The following is a 20,518-nucleotide window of genomic DNA, read 5'->3' as shown; positions in this document are numbered from 1 at the left end:
GCCGTCGGGCATGGCCGCCAACTAGATTGACAGCCTGACTAGTTCGCGACACTATCTAGTCATGTCCGAGCACACCTGGCCCAGCGAATGGCTGCGCGGCGTCCTCGACGTGTGCGTGCTGCGCATCCTCGCCGACGGCCCCACCTACGGGTACGCGATCGCTGCGCGTCTCGCCGACGCCGGGCTCGGCGCGATCAAGGGCGGCACGCTCTACCCGCTGCTGGGGCGCCTCGAGACCGGCGGGCTCGTGACCGTCGAGTGGCGGGCCGGTGACGGCGGACCCGGGCGCAAGTACTACGACCTGACCCCGGAGGGGAGCGCCGAGCTCGCACAGCGCGCCGCGCTGTGGGGCGCGTTCACCCGCACGACCCGCGACCTCGTCGGGGGCGTCCCCGACGACGCGCAGACCGACGGACCCGTACGACGATCCACCGAGACCGAGGAGACCCGATGACCCGCACGAGCGAGAGGCGGACCGCTGCGCGCTACGAGGTCGAACGACGGCTCGCGCCGCACGTCGACGAGAAGTGGGCCGAGGCCTTCGTGATCGAGCTGCGGCTGCTCGACGTGGCCGGGGACGCGCTCGGCGCGGCCCTCGCCGAGGTCGAGTCGCACTGCGCCGAGAGCGGGGAGCCGGCCGTGGCAGCCTTCGGCGACCCCGTGACCTACGCGCGCAGCCTCGACCTTCCGGCGCAGCGCGAGGGGCGCTGGGACGCCGTCGCGGTCCTCGGGCCGGTCGGCACCCAGTTCGTCGGGCTGCTGGTGCTCGGCTGGGGAGTCGCCTCGATCGTCCTGGCGCGACGTGAGGGCGGGGCGGCCCCGAGCGTCGAGGTGACGTTCGGGATGGTCGCCCTGCTCGTGGCGTTCGAGGTGGCGATCCTGGTCTTCTACCGGCACAGCTCGGCGGCGCTCCGGCGCGTCCTGGACCGGCCCGTCGTGTCCTTCGTCGTGCTGACGGCACTCATGACGGCGTTCGCCGTGGGCGCCGTCCTGCTGGACGGCGTGCTCGTGACGCTCCCGGCGTGGCCCGTGGCCGTGGTGGGGGCGCTCGTGCTCGTCGGGGGGACCGCGTGGAGCCTGGTCCAGGCCCGTCGGGGCACGCTCGAGGACCCGATCCTCTCGCCCGTCCCGACGGCCGGCGCCGTCGACGAGGAGCGTGTCGAGAAGGACGCGGGCGAGCGGCTCCTCTCGGCGAGCGTGACGTGGATCTTCCCGCTCCTCGCCCTCGCGTCCCTCGGGGCGACGTGGCTCGTGGCGGGGCGCTGACCGCAGCGGCAGCCCCGGCCGGCCGGGGTGGGCGCGTGGACGGGGAGCCGCGCGGTGCAGCACTGTGTCGTACTCCGCACGCCGCACCCGCCGCTGGTGGCTCGGGGCAATCATCGAATCGTTATGATTGGCTCCCGTGAGCAACCCGCCGGCAGGAAACGCCCCGACCCAGCAAGCGCCCTCCACGGGCGCCGTCCGCAGCACCCCCGCACGCAGGTCGGGCCGCTCCACGGTCAAGTGGGTCCTCCTGCTCGGTGCGCTCGCTGCGCTCCCGGCCTTCACGGTCGACATGTACCTGCCGCTCCTGCCCGACGTCGCGACCGACCTCGACGCGAGCCCTGCGCTGGCTCAGCTCACCCTCGCGGGGATGCTCCTCGGCGGCGCCGTCGGGCAGCTCGTGGTCGGACCGCTCTCCGACCGCTACGGCCGACGCGCGCCCGTGGTGATCGGCCTCGCGCTCCACGTCGTCACCTCGATCCTCTGTGCCGTCGTGCCGGGCATCGGATGGCTCATCACGCTGCGCGTGCTCCAGGGCTTCTTCAACGCCTCGGCGCAGGTCGTCTCGATCGCCGTGATCCGCGACCGGTTCACCGGGTCGGACGCGGCCCGCATCCTGTCGCGACTCATGCTCGTGATCGGGCTCGCACCGCTCCTGGCGCCCACGTTCGGTTCGCTGATCGCCGCGCACGGGACGTGGCGCTGGGTGTTCTGGGTCCTCGCGGTGCTCGGAGCGGTCCTCGCCCTGATCGTCCTGCGCTTCATGCCCGAGACGCTCGAGACCGAGCGTCGCCAGACCGGAGGAGTGGGCAGCGTCTTCCGCGGGTACGCGACGTTGCTGCGCGACCGCCACTTCCTCGCGCTCGCGGTCCTCCCGGGGCTCGGCCAGGCGGTCCTCATGAGCTACGTCGTCGGGTCCCCGTTCGTGCTCCAGGAGGGCTACGGGCTCACGCACGGACAGTTCGCGGCGCTGTTCGCGGTCAACGGGATCGGTCTCGTGATCTCGGCGCAGGTGAACGCCTCGCTCGTGCGCAGGGTCGCCCCCATCCGGATCCTGCGCACGGCCCTCGTCCTCCAGTCGGTGTTCGCGGCGGGGCTGCTCGTGGTCGCGCTCACCGGGGCGGGCGGGCTGATCGGTCTCCTCGTCGCGCTCTGGCTCACGCTCTCGCTCCAGGGCCTCATCCCCGCCAACGCGTCTGCCCTGGCGCTGACCCGTCACGGCGAGCGGGCGGGCACCGCGGCGGCCGTCATCGGGGCGTTCCAGGCCGGCGTCGCGGGCCTCGTGAGCCCCCTCGTGGGCGTCCTCGGCGGCGACGAGGTGGCCATGAGCTCGGTCATGCTCGCCGCGGTGGTGGCCTCCCTGCTGGTGCTCGGGCTGGCCACCCCGGCCTTCCGCAAGGGCGGTTGGCACCTGCCGACCTGACGGTCGAGGAGCCGACCCGCGCCCCGCGGCGACGGGACACTTCACACTTCCTTTGCACGGCGCGAAGGCCGCACCCTTCCCGTACCTCTAGGCTCTTCCCATGCCCAGCCCGAAGTCCGCCCCGAAGAGCGGCCCTCATCACGCGCGCACCCAGCGCACGCACAAGGCGCTTCGCGTCGTCGGAATGGTCACGACCGGATGCCTGGCTTTCGCCGGGACGGCCGCGGCCGCGATGTACGCCGACTTCCAGAGCGCGGTGACAGTGAGCGACGTGTCGGCACTCGTCAAGGGGCCTTCCACCCCTGAGCCGCCGGCCGACCCGAACGACCCGTACGCGGGTCAGGCTCTCAACATCCTCGTCATGGGTACCGACTACCGCGACGAGGAGAACGCAGAGCTCGCAGGGGCCGAGGACGGCATGCGTTCCGACACGACGTTCGTGGTGCACGTCTCCGGAGACCGGACGCGCATGGAGGTCGTCTCCATCCCGCGCGACTCGCTCGTCGACATCCCGGCGTGCAACCTCTCGGACGGCCGCACCACGCGCAAGCAGAACGACGCGATGTTCAACTCGGCCTTCGAGATCGGGTCGGGCGGGGTCGACGACATGGTGGGCGCGGCGGCATGCACGATCACGACCGTGCAGGAGCTGACCGGGTTGACGATCACCGACCACGTCGTGGTCAAGATGACCGGCGTCATCGGCGTCGTCGACGCTCTCGGAGGAGTACGCATGTGCTTCCCCGAGCCGGTCGTCGGGGGCCCGCACTCGCGCGACCTCAACATCGCCGCAGGCGAGCAGGTGCTCGACGGGCGGACGGCCATCAGCTTCCTGCGTGCGCGCAAGGGCACCGGCATGGGGCTCGAGATGGGGAGCGACCTCGCCCGGATCGCCCGGCAGCAAGCCTTCCTGGACTCGATGATGCGTGAGCTCCTGTCCAAGAACATCATCACCGACACCCCGCAGCTCTACGCCCTCATCAAGGCTGTGCTCTCCTCGATCAGCGCCAACCCGGAGCTCGCGGGCCTCGACTCTCTGGCCGGTCTCGCCTTCTCGCTCAAGGATCTCGACATGAACGAGATCGTCTTCACCGAGCTGCCCGTCGTCGAGGCACCCACCGACAAGAACCGTGTCGTGTGGACCAAGGACGCCCAGGCGATCTGGGACCGCATGTCCGCCGACGCACCGCCTCCCGGGCACGAGACCCCTGCACCCACCGACGTGGTGCCGGACACGGGTGCGGTCCAGGGCACGGACCCCGCGGCCGGGACGGACCCCGCGGCGGGGACAGACACTGGCACCGGGGCCGGCACCGGCGAGGTCGCTCCTCCGGTCACGCCTCCCGTGGTCGAGGAGCGGTTGCCGGGCGTCTGCTGACACCTCGCACGCGGGGAGCCGCCGCTCGGGGCACTCGCGCGAGGGGGGCGGGTCGCGCGTCTAGCGACCGTCGCGCAGCGCTCTGAGGCGACCGACCGCGTCGCGGAGCACGTCCTCCCGCTTGACGAACGTGAAGCGGACGCGCGAGGCCAGGGCGCGCGCCGTCGTCGGGCTGTCCGGGACGTCACCCGGCGCGCCCGGCGCACGGCAGAACGCGCTCACGGGCACGCCCACGACGCCCGCGAGGTCCGGGAGCCGGCGGCACAGCTCGACGCCGTCGTCGAAGCCCAGCGGGGCGCCGTCCGCGACCACGAAGTACGTCCCGCGCGGGACGACGACCTCGAACCCGGCCGCCACGAGACCCTCGCACAGCAGGTCCCGCCGGTCGCGCAAGGACGCCGCGAGCGCGCGCGGGGCCTCGTCGTCGGCGAGCGCCTGGGCGATCGCGGGCTGGAACGGTGACCCCGACGTGTAGGTCAGGAACTGCTTGACGGTCCGTACGGCCTCGACGAGGTGCGCCGGCCCGTGCAGCCAGCCGATCTTCCAGCCCGTGAACGAGAAGGTCTTGCCGGCCGACGAGATGGTGATCGTGCGCTCGGCCATGCCCGGCAGGGTCGCGACGGGCACGTGCACGGCGTCGTCGTACACGAGGTGCTCGTAGACCTCGTCGGTCACGACGATCGCGTCCACGGAGCGGGCCGCGTCCGCGACCACCTGCAGCTCGGCGCGCGTGAGGACCGTCCCGGTCGGGTTGTGCGGCGTGTTGACGAGGACCAGCCGGGTCCGCGGCCCGACGGCGGCACGCACCTGGGCGGGGTCGAGGCGGAAGCCGTCCGGGGTCGGGTGGAGCGGCACGGTCACGTGCGTGGCTCCCGCGAGCGCGATGACGGCCGCGTGGGAGTCGTAGAAGGGCTCCAGGGTCACGACCTCGTCGCCCGGGCCCGCGAGGGCCAGGACGGTGGCCGCGAGCGCCTCGGTGGCCCCCGTGGTGACCAGGACCTCGGTGTCCGGGTCCAGGTCCAGGCCGTAGTGGCGTCGCTGGTGGTCCGCGACGGCCCGGCGCAGCTCGGGGACTCCCGTGCCCGGCGGGTACTGGTTGTACCCGTCCTCGATCGCGCGGATCGCGGCCTGCTTGATGGCGTGCGGGCCGTCGACGTCCGGGAAGCCCTGGCCCAGGTTGATCGCGCCCGTGCGCGCGGCGAGGTTCGTCATCTCGGCGAAGATCGTGGACGCGACGCTGCCGTCGGCGCGCAGGAGCCCCGTGGCGGCCGCGGCCGCACGCCAGCGGCCCGGGACCTGGGGCGAGGACCGGGGGTGCTGCGGGGGGTTCGAGGCTGCGGGGTGGGGCGTCGACATGACCACGACCCTAAGCCGGGCGGCGCCGGGTGCGCGCTGGTGCTGCCGCCGTGAGGCGTCGGCGCGTCGCGGCGCCGGGGCGCCGGGTGGGCTCCGGGCGCCCGAGCGAGCGTGGCGGGACGCCGACGAGCGTGACCTGGCGCGATCCGGTGCGATCAGGCGGAGCGAACGTGACGGTGACCACATTCCGGACAGTCCGGGGTGGTCGAGGCGCGGAATCCCGCCGGTCCTGACCTGCCGTCCACAGGGCGCGTGCGCAGCTGGGGCGATGTGCCCTAGTGTCGGCGCTCAGCCGCCCTGCGACGTCGGGGCCGCTGGCTGCGCGGGGGGCGTGCAGGGGGACGCAAGGGGGCGTGACGACGACATGAGCACCAGCGGTGTGACGATCCTCGAGACCGAGGTGCGCGAGCTGATCCGCCGACGTGGCGTGGACCCGGTGCGGGACAAGGACGGGATCGACCGCCTCGTCGCCGATGCCCTGGCCGACTACGACTCCCGGACCGCGCTCGGTGTCGTGCCCGCGCTCGCCGATGCGCAGGGGGCGGTGCGTGCGGTCCTCGACGCCGTCGCCGGCCTCGGCCCGCTCCAGAAGTACCTCGACGACCCGGAGGTCGAGGAGATCTGGATCAACTCGCCCGCCAAGGTGTTCGTCGCCCGGGGCGGGAACGCCGAGCTCACCTCGACCATCCTGACCTCGACGCAGGTACGCGACCTCGTCGAGCAGATGCTCAAGTCCTCCGGCCGGCGCCTCGACCTCTCGAGCCCGTTCGTCGACGCCGCGCTGCCGGGCGGGGAACGTCTCCACGTGGTGATCCCGGACGTGACCCGCGAGCACCTCGCGGTGAACATCCGCAAGCACGTCGTGCGCGCTTCGCACCTGGACCACCTGGTGCGGCTGGGGTCACTGACCCCGCACGCAGCGGCGTTCCTTCATGCCGCGGTCCAGGCGGGCCTCAACCTCCTCGTCGCAGGGGCGACCCAGGCGGGCAAGACGACCATGCTCAATGCTCTCGCCGGTTCGATCCCGTCCCAGGACCGGGTCGTCACGTGCGAGGAGGTGTTCGAGCTGCGGTTCGCGGTGCGGGACATCGTCTCGATGCAGTGCCGTCAGCCGAGCCTCGAGGGGACCGGTGAGATCCCGCTGCGCAGGCTCGTCAAGGAGGCCCTGCGCATGCGTCCCGACCGCATCGTGATCGGGGAGGTGCGCGAGGCCGAGAGCTTCGACCTGCTGATCGCCCTGAACGCGGGTGTTCCTGGGATGTGCACGATTCATGCGAACTCGGCGAGGGAAGCGATCTCGAAGATGTGCACGCTGCCCCTGCTCGCCGGTGAGAACGTGTCGGACCGCTTCGTGGTGCCCACGGTCGCGGGCGCCGTGGACGTCGTCGTGCACCTCGGGGTGACCGTTGACGGCCGGCGCGAGGTCCGCGAGATCGTGGGGGTGACGGGACGGGTCGAGCAAGGGGTCGTCGAGGTCTCGGACCTGTTCCACCGGTCCGGTGGTCGGCTGGTCCGCGGCGACGGGTTTCCGCCGGCCGAGGACCGCTTCGCGCGCGCGGGCGTCGACCTGGTGGCGCTCATGTCGGCGCACGGTGCGGGGCAGGGCTGACGTGGGGGTCGTCGTCGGTCTGTTGCTGGGCGCGGGGATCGTCTGCCTGTGGTCCTCCTGGTGGGAGCCGCGCTCACGTGCGCCCCGGAGGACGGGCGGCTGGTCCGCCCGCACCCAGGACGTCCTGGTGCAGGCGGGGCTTGCGAGGGTCTCGCCGCGGGCACTCGTCGTCGGGAGCGTGGGGTCCGGGCTCTTCGTCCTCCTCGTCGGGTTCGCCGTGACGCGTGCCCTACCGATCGCCGTGTGCTTCGCGCTGTTCGCGGCGCTGGCCCCGGTCACCATGGTGCGTTCCCGGGCTCGAAGGCGACGGACGGAGCTACGGGACGTGTGGCCGGAGGCGGTCGACCACCTGGCGTCGGGCGTCCGTGCGGGCCTCTCCCTCCCCGAGGCGGTGGGGCAGCTCGGAGAGCGGGGTCCTGTCGAGCTGAGGGTGCCGTTCGCGCAGTTCGCCCGGGACTTCCGGGCGTCAGGCCGGTTCGGCGACTGTCTGGACGCGCTCAAGGTGCGGCTCGCAGACCCGGTCGCGGACCGGATCGTCGAAGCGCTGCGCATGACCCGGGAGGTCGGCGGAACGGATCTCGGAAGGCTCCTGCGTACGCTCGCCCTCTTCCTGCGGGAGGACGCGAGGACACGTGGAGAGCTCGAGGCGCGGCAGTCGTGGACCGTCAGCGGTGCGCGGCTCGCGGTGGCCGGCCCCTGGGTCGTCCTGGCCCTGCTGGCGACCCGACCCGAGACCGCGCAGGCCTACAACTCGTTGCAGGGGGTTGCGGTCCTCGGGGGAGGGGCCGTGTGCTCGCTCGTGGCCTACCGGCTCATGCGATGGATCGGCCGACTTCCCGAGGAAGCGCGGGTGCTGCGGTGAGCGGGGCGGCAGGTTCCGGGCTCCTGTGGACCGGGGCGATGGCAGGCGCCCTGTTCGGGTGGGGAGCCCTGGTGATCGTCTCTCGACTCCGGGCGCGGCGGGTCCGGCTCGACGAGCGGGTCGGCCCGTACCTGAGGCTCCACGGCGCGACCTCGGGCCTGCTGACGGAGACGTCGGCGGCGAGTCGGCTCTTCACGGGCGACAACGTCCTCGGGCTGAGGATCGCGGCGGCGGGCCGGCTGCTCGAGCGCTTCGGCTCCTCCCGGACCGAGGTGCGTCGTCGTCTCGACCGGGCCGGTTCGCGGGAGAGCGTGGACCAGTTCCGAGCCCGCCAGGTCGTGTGGGGCGCTCTCGGCCTTGCCGGCGGGCTGGTCTTCGCGCTCCTTCTCGCGGCCACGCGAGGGTCGTCGCCCGTCGTGCTCCTCCTGCTGGTGCTTCTCTGCGGGGTCGGTGGGCTGCTGGCCTGCGACCAGATGCTCACTCGCCGGATCGCTCGGCGCGAGGAGCGGATGCTCAGCGAGTTCCCGACGATCGCCGAGCTGCTCGCCCTGTCCGTCGGGGCTGGGGAGGGGCCGGTCGCTGCGATGGAGAGGGTTGCGGCCAGCGCGCACGGCGAGCTCTCCGTCGAGCTTGCGGCGACGCTCTCAGCCGTCCGGTCCGGGGCTCCCTTGTCCCGCGCGCTCGAGGACCTGGCCGACAGGACGACGCTCGCGAGCCTGACCCGTTTCGCCGAGGGTGTGGCCGTGGCCGTCGAGCGAGGTACTCCGCTGGCCGAGGTCCTCCGGGCTCAGGCCCAGGACGTACGCGAAGCGGGAAGGCGGGCGCTCATGGAGTCCGGTGGGCGCAAGGAGGTCCTCATGATGATTCCCGTCGTCTTCCTCATCCTTCCGGTCACCGTCGTCTTCGCCGTCTATCCGTCGATCGTGACCCTGCAGATCGGCCTCTGACCGTGGCCGACCGGGAGTACGGATCCCGGGAGCCTCCCGCTCCGGGCCCCCTGCCCGGCGCTCGAGGTGCGGCATGCCGAATCTGGTCGCACCGGCCGCGCCGATCGAAGGTGCTGTCGACTTGAACACTCGTCCTGGACGCCCGTCCAGGACAGGAACCGAGAAGAGAACGAGCGAGGAGCAGCCGTGCCACAGCAGGTGAAGGACTGGACGAGCAGACTGGTGCGCCGTGCCGGGGGCCGAGGCGCGGAACGGGGTGACGTCCCGGGATGGGTTCTGGTGACCCTCATGACGGCCGGGCTCGTCGTCGCCCTCTGGGCGGTGGCAGGACCCGCGCTCACGAGTACTTTCAGCGACGCGATCAGCAGCGTCAGCGGTCCCTGAGATGGGCCGAGACGCCAACCCGAGGGTGGTACGAGGGGTGGAGGACGGTTCTGCCGTCGTCGACTTCGTGCTGGTCTCGGTCCTCGTGGTGGCACTTCTCCTCGGCGTCGTCCAGGTGGTGCTCGCGCTCCACGTGCGCGCCGTCGTGATCGACAGTGCGGCGGAGGGAGCGCGCCTCGCGGGGCGGGCGGACCGCACGCCGGAGGACGGCGTCGAACGCACGCAGCAGCTGATCGATGCCGCGCTCTCCGAGCGGTTCGCCCAGGACGTGACCGCGCGCGAGGTGGAGCTGGGGGGCCTGCCGGTCGTGGAGGTGACCGTGACCGCCCCATTCCCGGTGGTCGGCCTTCTTGGCCCGGCCGGGACGCTGACGGTGAGCGGCCACGCGCTGGCGGAGGAGCCGTGAGCTCCCGGGCGCGCTCGGTCCACGAGGGAGACGCGCGCGGGGTCGTGCCGGTCGTCGAGCGAGGTACCGATCCGCGGACAGGTCATGGCGACCGGGTGAATTTTCGCCATCGGTCCCACGTTCGGGCGAGGGACGACGCCGGGAACGCGCAGGTCGAGTTCCTCGGTGTGGCACTTGTCCTGATTCTCCCGGTCCTGTACCTGGCGCTGACCCTCGGCCGGATCCAGGCGGCGACCTTCGCGGTCGAGGGGGCAGCGAAGGAGTCGGCCCGCGCGTTCGTGACCGCGGACTCGGTGGCCGAGGGGCAGGTGCGGGCGGGGGTGGCCACCTCGTTGGCGCTCTCCGACCAGGGCTTCGAGGACGTGCAACCCTCGGACGTGCTCGAGCTCACGTGTTCCGCCGACCCCTGTCTCGCTCCGGGGAGCGAGGTCGTGGCGGTCGTGCGATACGACGTCGCGCTGCCCTTCGTCCCCTCGGGGATCCGGTCGTGGGTCCCGCTGTCGATACCGGTCCAAGCCGTGCACACCTCGACGGTGGACAGGTACGCGGGGGCTCGGCCGTGAGGCGTTCCCGGGGTGTCCCTGGGCAAGGGTGCGCGCACGAGCGCGATGGCGAAGGCGGCCAGATCATGCTTCTCACCAGCATGTTCGTCGCCTTCGCGCTCGTCCTGGTGGCCGTGGTCGTCTCCGCGACGGCGGTCCACCTGGATCGCAAGCAGCTGTTCGACCTGGCCGACGCCTCGGCTCTCGATGCGGCCGACGCGATGCCTGCCGAGACCGTCTACCGAGGAGGCCTGGCGGACCCGGTGGACGGGGGCGTCCTGGTCCTGAGCGACGCGGACGTCGAGTCGTCCGTCCGGTCGTTCCTCGTCGCCCACCCGGCCATGCTGGCAGGGCTGGACGACGTCACGATCATCGAGGCCGCCACCCCCGACGGGCGCACGGCGAACGTCAGACTCGCGGCTCGCTCGCACCCGGTTCTCGTCAGCTGGGTGACGCGGCTCTGGTCTGATGGCATCATCGTGCGTGCAGAGTCCAGTGCGCGAGCTTGGTGATCGACCCTCCCCTCCCGAAAAAGGTGTCGGGCGAGTGAACATGATTGAGTTAGCGCTAACACGATCGTTAACTTTCTTAACGAAAGGTGCGACTTTTGACTGGGGGCTGCCAAAACCGCCGGTTCGCCGCTATGGTGATCCGGTCCGACACCCTCCAACGACGGAGACTTACATGAATGCACGTGCAAGGAAGCAGTGGATCGCTGGCGGAGCGCTCAGCGCGATGCTGCTCGGGACCATCGCGATGGCGTCGTCGGCCGCGGCCGACGTGAACCAGGACGAGGACGTTCAGATCCAGGTCTCGGTCACCCCGGTCGGAGCGCTCACGCTCACGGTCAACAACCCGTCCGTCACGCTGAACGAGTCCACCAGCGACGACATCTGGGCAGCAGGCAACCGTGAGTTCACGGGCGTCCTCGACGGCGTCAGCGTCTCTGACGACCGCAACGACGTGCCCGCCGACGGCTCGTGGAGCGTCAGTGGCCAGGTGAGCAACTTCGTGGCCGCAGGCCTGCCGGAGATCGACTCGACCAAGCTCGGATGGGTCCCCGAGCTGACCACCCCGATCCCCGGTGACTTCAACGTCACGCCTGGTGCGCCCATCGCGGGCGATCTCCAGGAGACGCCGGCCGGCGAGGGCCCCGGCGGCGAGTGGCTCGAGGGCGGCATCCAGACCGGTGACCTCCTCGTCTCGAACGGCTCGTCGGTCGAGTCCAACGGTCAGTCGTTCGGCGTCAAGGCCGGGCTCAACCTGACCGTGCCGAAGAACACCCCCTCCGGTGCGTACGCGTCGACGCTGACGCTCACGCTCATGGGCAGCTGATCGCACTTCGCGATCAGTGTCACGGACGGTGACGACACAGGGCCGGCGGTTCTCCGTCGGCCCTGTACCGTCTCCGGAGCAGGTAGACCGTTCGAGGATGATCGGAAGTCGTGGTGAGCAAGGAAGTGCAGATGGTGTCCAGCGGGGTCGCGATGTCCGCAGCAGGTCGTCGTATGGATCGACTCCGACGGAGCGTCCTGGGGCTGAGTGCCCTGCTGCTGGCGCTGGCCGGCGGGACCGGCGTCTCGCACGCTGACGCGAAGGACCCCGGCGAGATCAGGTTCTCGGTCACCACGGCGACGCCCGACGGACCGGACAAGCGCCGGATCTTCGACTTCGTCGCCGAGCCGGGAGCGCAGATCCAGGACCAGGTGGCGGTGTCCAACCACGGGGCGGGCCCGGTCACGTTCACGATGGTCACCAACGACGGTCTCTTCACGCCCATGGGCAAGTTCGACATCCGCACCTCGGACCAGGAGCCGCAGGACTCGGGCGGATGGTTCGAGGTCCAGCCGACGGTGGACGTTCCCGCGGGGGAGACCGTGATCGTGCCGTTCACCATCACGGTCCCTGAGAACGCGACCCCGGGCGACCACCCGGCCGGCATCGTCGCGACCGTCACGTCCGCCTCCACGGCCGCAGGGCCCGGTGTCGGAGTCGAGAGCCGTGTCGGCGTGCGCGTCAACCTGCGGGTGCCCGGCGAGGTCACGCCCTCGCTCGCGCTCACCGATGTGCGGGCGACGTACGAGCCCTCGTGGAACCCGTTCGCCCCGGGTTCGGTGCGGGTCGCGTACGGGGTGACCAACGACGGGAACCTTCGCGTCGGCGCCGAGCAGCAGGCGAACGTGTCCGGGCCGTTCGGCCTCGGTGACTCCACGATCGACCGGGGGACCGAGGGCATCGAGGAGCTGATCCCGGGGACCTCCCGCACGACCGCGTTCGCCGTGGCGGGCATCTGGCCCGTCGGGCCCGTGACGACCGAGATCACCGTGACACCTGTGCCGGTCAGTACGGGAGGAGCTGTCGACGTCCCGATCGAGGCGCCGCTCGAGCCCGTCACGGTCGCCGTGACGACCTGGGCGATCCCGTGGGTCCAGATCCTCCTCCTCGCCGCGGCGGCCGTCCTGGTGATCGGTCTGCGCGACAACCGCAAGCGCAAGAAGCAGCGCCTCGAGGCGCTGCTCGCCAAGGCGCGCGCCGAGGGTCGCGCGGCGGCCGGGACCGAAGACGTCGACCAGGGGAAGAGCGGTGCGACCGCACCGGTGGCGACGGCGCCTGCGACGTCACCGGCTGGGACCGCGGGCCGCGATGACGCCTCCGCCGGGGCGGATGCTCCGTCGTCGGGCGCGTGACGTGACGGGCCGCTCGGTGCCCGCCACGGCGAGCACCGAGCCACGCCCGCCCTCGCGTCGCGTAACCTAGACGATCGTGGCCACCATCGACTTCCCGCACGAGATCCGCGCCCTCCGTACGACGCTCGGCACCATCAGTGCCGTGAGCAACCCGGACGCCCTGCGCGTCCAGATCGCGGAGCTCTCGGACAAGGCGTCGGCTCCCGATCTGTGGGACGACCCTGACGCCGCCCAGAAGGTCACGACGGCCCTCTCGCAGACGCAGTCCGAGCTGGATCGCATCACGAAGATGGGCGACCGGATCGACGACCTCGAGACTCTCGTCGAGATGGCGAACGACGACGATATCGGCGACGCCGACCGCGCCGCGACGCTCGCAGAGGCCGCGGCCGACCTCGAACGGATCCGCACGGACCTGGGCGTGCTCGAGGTCAAGACCCTGCTCACGGGCGAGTACGACGCCCGTGAGGCCGTCGTGACGATCCGTGCGGGAGCAGGCGGCGTGGACGCGGCCGACTTCGCCGAGATGCTCCTGCGCATGTACCTGCGCTGGGCCGAGCGCCACGGTTACCCGACCCAGGTCCTCGACACGTCCTACGCGGAGGAGGCGGGCCTCAAGTCCGCGACCTTCGAGGTCAAGGCCCCCTACGCGTTCGGCAACCTGTCGGTCGAGGCAGGCACGCACCGCCTGGTGCGCATCTCGCCGTTCGACAACCAGGGACGTCGTCAGACGTCGTTCGCCGCGGTCGAGGTCATCCCGCTCATCGAGCAGACCGACTCGGTCGAGATCCCCGAGTCGGAGATCAAGGTCGACGTCTTCCGCTCGTCGGGCCCCGGCGGCCAGTCCGTGAACACGACCGACTCGGCCGTGCGCATGACCCACATCCCCACCGGGATCGTCGTGTCCATGCAGAACGAGAAGTCGCAGATCCAGAACCGCGCAGCGGCGTTGCGCGTCCTCCAGTCGCGCCTGCTGCTCCAGCGCCAGGCTGAGGAGAGCGCGGCCAAGAAGGCTATGGCCGGTGACATCAAGGCGAGCTGGGGCGACCAGATGCGCTCGTACGTGCTGCACCCGTACCAGATGGTCAAGGATCTGCGCACCGAGTACGAGGTCGGCAACACCTCGGGTGTGTTCGACGGGGACATCGACGGCTTCATCGAGGCCGGCATCCGCTGGCGGCGGGGCGCCGAGCAGGCCTGACGCCACGCCTGGGGCGGGGGCCTCGCCAGGGCGCCCGGGCCCGGCCCGCCCCGGCCGTGCGCTCCACCGCAGCCTGGCACGGCCCGAGCACCCGATCCTGCGGCGGTCTGCCCGTGGGGCCGCCACGGTCGTGAACCCTGCCCGATCCGGGCGAGCCCGGCGTGTCAGCGGTGTCAGCCCTGCAGGGCGTGCCTACTCTCGTGGGCGACCAGCGAACGAATTCGCTTCCCCCACCGAGAGACTGGTCAACTGCTGTGATCCGATTTGAGAACGTCTCGAAGGTCTACGCCCGTGGCGCCAGGCCTGCCCTGGACGACATGTCCGCAGAGATCGAGCGCGGTGAGTTCGTCTTCCTGGTCGGCGCGTCCGGCTCCGGGAAGTCGACGTGCCTGCGCCTGGTGCTGCGCGAGGAGCGGCCCACGCGAGGCAAGGTGTTCGTGGCCGGCCGTGACCTGTCGACGCTGTCGTCCTGGAAGGTCCCGTCGCTGCGTCGGCAGATCGGCGTCGTCTTCCAGGACTTCCGGCTGCTCCAGAACAAGACGGTCTTCGAGAACGTCGCGTTCGCGCTGCAGGTGACGGGCAAGCCGCGCCACACGATCGCCGTGACGGTCCCCGAGGTCCTCGAGATGGTCGGCCTGCAGGGCAAGGAGAAGCGGCGTCCGCACGAGCTCTCGGGCGGTGAGCAGCAGCGCGTCGCGATCGCGCGAGCCTTCGTCAACCGTCCCTCGATCCTGCTCGCCGACGAGCCGACCGGGAATCTGGACCCGAACACCTCGCTCGGGATCATGAACCTGCTCTCGCGCATCAACGGCACGGGGACCACCGTGGTCATGGCGACGCACGACTCGGGTTTCGTCAACCAGATGCGTCAGCGAGTGATCGAGCTCTCGTCGGGGGTCGTGGTCCGGGACCAGAAGGACGGCGTCTACGGTGCCGGGGTGCCGCTGTCCGGCGACGACGCCCTGCGCGAGCCGTCGGGACACCTCGCCGGACGGGCGGGATCGCACCTCGGCCCGCGCACGACGACGCTCGTCGCCTCGGGCGATGACGTCGCCGAGCGGCCCGGCGAACCCGAACCTGCACCAGCACAATCCTCCGTCCGAGGGGAGTGGTAGTCCGGTGCGCGCTCAGTTCATCCTCGCCGAGATCGGGTCCGGTCTGCGTCGCAACCTGGCGATGACGATCTCGGTCGTCCTCGTGACGTTCGTGTCCCTGACCTTCGTGGGTGCCTCGGCACTGCTCCAGATCCAGATCGACAAGCTCAAGGACGACTGGTACGACCGGGTCGAGGTGTCCGTCTTCCTGTGCCCGATCGACTCGCCCAACCCGACGTGCGCCGGGGGCGAGGCGTCGCCCGAGCAGATCGAGGCGCTCGAGGGAGTCTTCGCGGGCGAGCTCGGCGACGAGGTCGCGACCGTGTTCTTCGAGACCAAGGAGGAGGCGTTCGCCGCCTTCCAGGAGCGGTTCCCCGACGGGTTCAACGGCACCCAGCTCACGGTGGACGACATGCAGGCCTCGTTCCGGCTCAAGCTCACCAACCCGGAGAACTACGAGGTCGTCAACGACGTCGTCACGGGTCGGCCAGGGGTCGAGGACGTCGAGGACCAGCGACGCATCTTCGACTCGCTCTTCCTCGCGCTCAACCGCGCCTCGCTCATGTCGGGCGGGCTGGCGGTCGTGATGATGCTCGCCGCGGTGCTCCTCATCACGACGACGATCCGGTTGTCAGCCATGAGCCGTCAGCGAGAGACCGAGATCATGAAGCTCGTCGGGGCCTCCAAGCTCTTCATCCAGCTGCCGTTCATCTTGGAGGGGGCCATCGCCGCGGTCACGGGTGCGCTCCTCGCGGTCGGCGGCCTCTGGCTGGGGGTCAAGTACCTGGTCACCGACTGGTTGCAGAGCTCCGTGAGCTGGATCGCGTACATCTCCGAGACGGACGTGCTGCGCATCGCGCCGCTCCTGATCCTGATCGCATTCGTCCTGGCGGCCATCTCCTCGGTCGTCACGCTCAGCCGCTACACGAGGGTGTGACATGTCCCAGCTGACCCGGCGTCTCGCTGCTGCGGGAACCGCCCTGATCCTTCTCCTCGGTTCCGCGGTCGTCGCGACCGCCGACGACCTGGACGACCAGCGGGCAGCGGCCGAGCGTCGCCAGTCCCAGGCGCAGCAGGACCGTGAGGGCCTCGAGTCGCAGCTCGAGGGAACCGACGCCGAGCTCGCGCAGGCGATCCTCGACCTGCAGACCATCGAAGCGCGCCTGCCCGTGGCGCAGGCCGAGCTCGACCAGGCCGAGGCCGAGCTCGAGCGCACGCAGCGCGAGGCCGCGCAGCTCGCCGTCAGGCTCCAGGACGCGCAGGTGGAGGAAGCGGCCATCAGCGAGGAGATCCAGGAGTCCGCGGGCAAGGTGAGCACCGCGAAGTCCAGCATCGCCGAGATGGCCCGGCAGGCGTACCGGGGGCAGGGCGAGGTGAGCGGGCTCGGGATCGTCACGGGGGCGCAGAGCACCGACGACTTCATCGAGCAGTACGCGATGTCCTCGACCGCCGCACGGACGCAGGCTCGCACCCTCACGGACCTGCAGGAGGCCGAGTCGATCGCGCGCAACCGCGAGGCCCGCCTGACGGCGATCCGCGAGACCATCGCCGACCTCAAGGTGCAGGCCGACCAGAACGTCGTCGCAGCCGACGCCGCCCGCAAGGCAGCAGCCGACCGGAAGGCCGAGATCGAGGGCCTGATCGTCGAGCAGCAGGCGAAGCAGGCGACGATCGAGTCGCGCAAGGAGGCGGCCCTCGCGCAGATCGCGGCCAACGAGAAGGCACAGGCCGACCTCACGACCGAGCTCAAGGGCATCATCGCCGCGCAGACCGAGCGCGACCGCAAGGCCGCCGAGGAAGCGGCCAAGCAGCCCCCGCCCGCGACAGGCGGTGGCGGCGGTGGTGGTGGCGGTACCTCCGGCGGCGGAGGGGGAGGAGGCGGTGGAGGTGGCGCGTCGACCGGCAAGTTCCTCGCGTACCCGACCGCGGTTCCTCACATCACGTCGAAGTACGGGATGCGGCACCACCCCTTCCTGCCCGGGATCTACCGTCTGCACGCCGGGACGGACCTGCGCGCCTACTGCGGTACCCCGATCTATGCGGCGGCCGGGGGAACGGTCCTGTTCGCCCGCAGCTACGGTGGCCTCGGCAACCAGGTGATGATCAACCACGGCACGGTCGGTGGGGCCAACCTCATGACGAGCTACAACCACCTGTCCCGTTTCGCGGTCTCGCCCGGACAGAGCGTCGCGCAGGGGACCCTCATCGGGTACTCGGGCACGACGGGGACGAGCCGGGTCTGCCACCTGCACTTCGAGGTGTACGTCAACGGCAGCACGGTGGACCCCCAGACCATGCTCTGAGGTATTCACCTACAGGTCGGGGGCAGGTTTCGCGTAGCCTGGGACGTCGCGCCGCACGGCGCGGTCGGGTCCTTCCTGGACCCCTCACCAGAGCTCGAGCAGATCGGACGACGTACCCATGGCGAAGGAGACTGGCCGCAAGATCATCGCCAGCAACCGCAAGGCCCGCCATGACTACCTCATCCTGGACGTGCTCGAGGCCGGGCTGGTGCTGAGCGGCACCGAGGTCAAGGCGCTGAGGCAGGGCCGGGCGTCGTTGCTCGACGGCTACGTCGCGGTCGACGGCGGCGAGGCGTGGCTCGAGAACGTCCACATCCAGGAGTACTCGCAGGGCACGTGGAACAACCACGCCCCGCGGCGCAAGCGCAAGCTCCTGCTGCACAAGGACGAGATCCTGCGCCTCGAGGCCAAGCTGCGCGAGAAGGGGTACACGATCGTCCCGCTCGCCCTCTACTTCCTCGACGGCCGGGCCAAGGTCGAGATCGCGCTCGCCCAGGGCAAGCGGGAGTACGACAAGCGTCAGGCGCTGCGAGAGCAGCAGGACAACCGTGAGGCACAGCGCGCCATGCGCCACCGGCAGAACCGGTGACACGAGTGCGCGCGAGGAGTGCCGTCGTCGGCCCGCGCGCACGGGGCGTGAGCCTCGCGGTCGCCGCGACCGCACTGGGCGGCCTGCTCCTCGCCCCGGTCGCCACCGCGGACGTCTCGGACCGCGTCGTGACGCGGTACGACGTCGCAGCCCAGGTCGAGCGGGACGGGACCATGGGCGTGTCGATCGACATGGACTACGACTTCCGCGGTGACGAGGGCCATGGGCCCACGCTCGAGATCCCGACCCTGTTCGAGATCGACGGGGACCCTGACCACCTGCGGCGCTACGAGGTCTCGGACGTCCGGGCGTCGAACTCCTCGGGCGCCGCAGCCGACGTCGAGGTCGCGGACCAGGGCGGAGGAGACCTCCTGGTGCGTGTCGGGTCCGCCGACGAGACGTACGACGGGCTCGAGCAGTACACGATCACGTACACGCTCCGTGGTCTGGTGAACCCGGGTACCGGCGCCGACGGCCAGGACGAGATCTACTGGAACGTCCTGCCGGACACGTCCGAGATCGACATCGAGAACGCGAGCGTGACCCTCGACGGTCCCGGGGACGTGTCGCGCACGAGCTGCTTCGCCGGGGCCGCGGGCGCCACCGACCCGTGCACGACCCACTCGGCGGCCGGGACCGTCGCGAGCTTCACCCAGGCCGACGTGCCGGCCGGAACCTTCTTCACGGTGCTCGTCGAGTACCCGGCGGGTACGTTCGAGGGCGCCGAGCCCGTCGTGGTCGACCGTGCCGAGGCCACGGGCGAACGCCCCTTCGAGGTGACCCCGGTGTCGGGCGGGCTGAGCGCGCTGCTCCTCGGTGGTGGCGTGTGGTTCATGGCGCACCGCGTCAGGCAGCGCGGACGGGACGAGCAGTACCTGGGCCTGACCCCGGGGGTGCAGCCCGTGTCCTCCGGCGCGGCCGACGGGACCGGCGAGGCGCTGGTCGGCCCCCGCGACCGTCGCCTGCCCGTCGCGGTCCGGTTCGCGCCGCCTGCCGCGAGCAGACCAGGGGAGATCGGGACGCTGGTCGACGAGCGTGCGGACCCCCACGACGTGACGGCGACGATCGTCGACCTCGCGGTCCGCGGTCACCTGCGGATCGTCGAGGTCGAGCCACCGAACAAGCGGGGCAAGGGCGGCGACTGGCGGCTGGACCGGCTGGCGGGACCGGACGAGGACCTGCTCGGCTTCGAGCGCACGCTCCTGGACGAGATCTTCGCGGGGCGGGAGAGCGTGACGCTCTCGGACCTCCGGACGACGTTCGCCGCCTCGATGGCCCTCGTGCAGTCCGAGCTCTACGAGGAGGTCACGCGGCGCGGTTGGTTCCGCGCCAACCCCAAGACGGTGCGCGACCACTGGTACGTCGCAGGTGGCGCACTCGTCGTGGTCGGTGCTGTGGTGGCGATCGCGCTCGGTGCGATCTTCGGCCCGACCTGGGCGCTGGTCGCCGCACCCTTGCCGGTGCTAGGCGTGCTGGCGTTCGTGCTGGCGCCCAGGGCCCCTGCGAGGACGGCCGAGGGGACTGCGATGCTCGCGCAGACGCTCGGCTTCCGGCGTTACCTCGAGACGGCCGAGGCCGGGCAGCTGCGCTTCGAGGAGGGCGAGGACGTGTTCTCGCGGTACCTGCCTTACGCGATCGTGTTCGGCGCCGCAGACCGGTGGGCAGGGATCTTCTCACGGCTCGCCGCGCAGGGGCAGTCCGTGGCCGAGCCCGCCTGGTACGTCGGCCCCGGGTACGGACCGGGGATGTTCTGGGTCGGGTACTCGTCGTTCGGTTCGTCGCTCGACGCGTTCTCGGACGCGGCCACGACGTCGATCTCGGCCGCGACGCCCAGCTCCTCGGGCGGCTCGGGGTTCTCGAGCGGGGGCGGCTTCTCGGGCGGCGGTGGCGGTGGCGGCGGAGGCGTCGGTGGCTGGTGACGGTTCGTCGCGACGCGGTCGGGGCCGTGCGGAGACACGCCGGGCGAGGATGCATCCTCCTGCCCGACGACGTAGCGTCTCAGGGTAGTCGCCGTCACCCTGCCGAGGAGGCCCCATGGTCAAGCTCCGTCAGTACATCCCGCGCGTCGCCGCGGGCGCGTTCATCCTCAACTCCGGGCTCACCAAGCGGAAGGCCGACGAGGAGACCGCGCAGGGGATCCACGGCATGGCCGCGGGGACGTTCCCGTTCCTCGCGGACCAGGACCCTGTGCAGTTCACCCGCACGCTGTCCACGACCGAGATCTCGCTGGGCACGGCCTTGCTCGTGCCCTTCGTCCCGACGGGCGTGGTCGCGCTCGGCCTCGGAGCCTTCTCCGCGGGCCTCGTCGCGATGTATCTCAAGACGCCGGGGATGACCGAGGCGGACGGGATCCGTCCCACGCCGCAGGGGATCGGGCTCGCGAAGGACGTCTTCCTGCTGGGTATCGCCGGCGGGCTGCTGGTCGATGCGCTGAGCCGGAAGAAGTAGCCGCGGAAATAGGTTCGCCCACGGTG

The 20,518-nt window shown here is 71.1% G+C and carries 20 protein-coding genes and 1 pseudogene; 20 read left to right on the top strand and 1 reads right to left on the bottom strand.

Features of this window, described 5'->3' with window-relative positions:
• The first annotated feature begins 61 nt into the window (after nucleotides 1-61).
• The 4 genes from H9641_RS10935 to H9641_RS10920 all read left to right on the top strand — a co-directional run bounded on the left by H9641_RS10935 (nucleotide 62) and on the right by H9641_RS10920 (nucleotide 4,064).
• Nucleotides 62-454 (top strand): PadR family transcriptional regulator, encoded by a 393-nt coding sequence (locus H9641_RS10935; protein WP_191803654.1) that lies wholly within the window; start codon nucleotides 62-64, stop codon nucleotides 452-454.
• Complete coding sequence (locus tag H9641_RS10930; protein WP_191803652.1) at nucleotides 451-1,266, top strand: hypothetical protein; 816 nt, start codon at nucleotides 451-453, stop codon at nucleotides 1,264-1,266. Before H9641_RS10935 ends, H9641_RS10930 begins: the two co-directional genes overlap by 4 nt.
• Before the next feature lie 136 nt (nucleotides 1,267-1,402).
• Nucleotides 1,403-2,686, top strand: coding sequence for a multidrug effflux MFS transporter (locus H9641_RS10925; RefSeq protein WP_191803650.1), 1,284 nt, complete (start codon nucleotides 1,403-1,405; stop codon nucleotides 2,684-2,686).
• A gap of 100 nt (nucleotides 2,687-2,786) precedes the next feature.
• Nucleotides 2,787-4,064 carry an LCP family protein gene (locus H9641_RS10920; protein ID WP_191803648.1) on the top strand — a complete coding sequence of 426 codons (1,278 nt, stop codon included), beginning with the start codon at nucleotides 2,787-2,789 and terminating at the stop codon, nucleotides 4,062-4,064.
• A gap of 60 nt (nucleotides 4,065-4,124) precedes the next feature.
• Here H9641_RS10920 and H9641_RS10915 read toward each other — a convergent pair whose 3' ends face one another.
• Nucleotides 4,125-5,420 (bottom strand): pyridoxal phosphate-dependent aminotransferase, encoded by a 1,296-nt coding sequence (locus H9641_RS10915; RefSeq protein ID WP_191803646.1) that lies wholly within the window; start codon nucleotides 5,418-5,420, stop codon nucleotides 4,125-4,127.
• Between the two features lie 364 nt (nucleotides 5,421-5,784).
• Here H9641_RS10915 and H9641_RS10910 point away from each other — a divergent pair, with 364 nt between their 5' ends.
• The 16 genes and pseudogenes from H9641_RS10910 to H9641_RS10835 all read left to right on the top strand — a co-directional run bounded on the left by H9641_RS10910 (nucleotide 5,785) and on the right by H9641_RS10835 (nucleotide 20,492).
• The gene (locus tag H9641_RS10910; RefSeq protein ID WP_191803644.1) at nucleotides 5,785-7,029 is read left to right on the top strand and encodes a CpaF family protein; all 1,245 of its coding nucleotides are present in this window, start codon (nucleotides 5,785-5,787) and stop codon (nucleotides 7,027-7,029) included.
• Nucleotide 7,030: 1 nt separating this feature from the next.
• The gene (locus H9641_RS10905) at nucleotides 7,031-7,891 is read left to right on the top strand and encodes a type II secretion system F family protein (protein WP_191803642.1); all 861 of its coding nucleotides are present in this window, start codon (nucleotides 7,031-7,033) and stop codon (nucleotides 7,889-7,891) included.
• 38 nt (nucleotides 7,892-7,929) lie between these two features.
• Nucleotides 7,930-8,838 (top strand): type II secretion system F family protein, encoded by a 909-nt coding sequence (locus H9641_RS10900; protein ID WP_225220314.1) that lies wholly within the window; start codon nucleotides 7,930-7,932, stop codon nucleotides 8,836-8,838.
• Nucleotides 8,839-9,036: 198 nt separating this feature from the next.
• A complete protein-coding gene (locus tag H9641_RS10895) occupies nucleotides 9,037-9,222 on the top strand; it encodes a hypothetical protein (RefSeq protein WP_191803837.1) in 186 nt (61 codons plus the stop codon).
• A gap of 1 nt (nucleotide 9,223) precedes the next feature.
• A complete protein-coding gene (locus tag H9641_RS10890; protein WP_191803638.1) occupies nucleotides 9,224-9,628 on the top strand; it encodes a TadE/TadG family type IV pilus assembly protein in 405 nt (134 codons plus the stop codon).
• 167 nt (nucleotides 9,629-9,795) lie between these two features.
• On the top strand, nucleotides 9,796-10,191 hold the full coding sequence (locus H9641_RS10885; protein WP_318244523.1) for a pilus assembly protein: 396 nt from the start codon (nucleotides 9,796-9,798) through the stop codon (nucleotides 10,189-10,191).
• Between the two features lie 65 nt (nucleotides 10,192-10,256).
• Entirely contained in the window at nucleotides 10,257-10,682 is a 426-nt protein-coding gene (locus H9641_RS10880; RefSeq protein ID WP_191803632.1) for a hypothetical protein, read from the top strand.
• A 172-nt stretch (nucleotides 10,683-10,854) separates the two neighbouring features.
• Nucleotides 10,855-11,505, top strand: a complete 651-nt coding sequence (locus H9641_RS10875) for a hypothetical protein (RefSeq protein WP_191803630.1) — start codon at nucleotides 10,855-10,857, stop codon at nucleotides 11,503-11,505.
• Between the two features lie 113 nt (nucleotides 11,506-11,618).
• A complete protein-coding gene (locus tag H9641_RS10870; RefSeq protein ID WP_191803628.1) occupies nucleotides 11,619-12,857 on the top strand; it encodes a WxL protein peptidoglycan domain-containing protein in 1,239 nt (412 codons plus the stop codon).
• Between the two features lie 76 nt (nucleotides 12,858-12,933).
• Nucleotides 12,934-14,058 (top strand): peptide chain release factor 2, encoded by a 1,125-nt coding sequence (prfB, locus tag H9641_RS10865; RefSeq protein WP_191803626.1) that lies wholly within the window; start codon nucleotides 12,934-12,936, stop codon nucleotides 14,056-14,058.
• Between the two features lie 254 nt (nucleotides 14,059-14,312).
• Nucleotides 14,313-14,993 (top strand): annotated as a pseudogene (gene ftsE, locus H9641_RS10860) (cell division ATP-binding protein FtsE); the annotation flags it as partial.
• Nucleotides 14,994-15,177: 184 nt separating this feature from the next.
• The gene (gene ftsX, locus H9641_RS10855) at nucleotides 15,178-16,089 is read left to right on the top strand and encodes a permease-like cell division protein FtsX (RefSeq protein WP_191803622.1); all 912 of its coding nucleotides are present in this window, start codon (nucleotides 15,178-15,180) and stop codon (nucleotides 16,087-16,089) included.
• A 1-nt stretch (nucleotide 16,090) separates the two neighbouring features.
• The gene (locus tag H9641_RS10850) at nucleotides 16,091-17,455 is read left to right on the top strand and encodes a peptidoglycan DD-metalloendopeptidase family protein (RefSeq protein ID WP_191803620.1); all 1,365 of its coding nucleotides are present in this window, start codon (nucleotides 16,091-16,093) and stop codon (nucleotides 17,453-17,455) included.
• Nucleotides 17,456-17,573: 118 nt separating this feature from the next.
• Entirely contained in the window at nucleotides 17,574-18,044 is a 471-nt protein-coding gene (gene smpB, locus H9641_RS10845; RefSeq protein ID WP_056650441.1) for an SsrA-binding protein SmpB, read from the top strand.
• On the top strand, nucleotides 18,041-19,963 hold the full coding sequence (locus tag H9641_RS10840; protein ID WP_191803618.1) for a DUF2207 domain-containing protein: 1,923 nt from the start codon (nucleotides 18,041-18,043) through the stop codon (nucleotides 19,961-19,963). The genes smpB and H9641_RS10840 overlap by 4 nt, the downstream gene beginning before the upstream one ends.
• 115 nt (nucleotides 19,964-20,078) lie before the next feature.
• Nucleotides 20,079-20,492, top strand: a complete 414-nt coding sequence (locus H9641_RS10835; RefSeq protein WP_191803615.1) for a hypothetical protein — start codon at nucleotides 20,079-20,081, stop codon at nucleotides 20,490-20,492.
• The last annotated feature ends 26 nt before the right edge of the window (nucleotides 20,493-20,518 follow it).

Source organism: Oerskovia merdavium, from assembly GCF_014836755.1.
GTDB classification, from domain to species: Bacteria; Actinomycetota; Actinomycetes; order Actinomycetales; family Cellulomonadaceae; genus Oerskovia; species Oerskovia merdavium.
Note: the sequence above shows the minus strand (reverse complement) of the source record. Positions and strands in the feature narration are given on the sequence as shown.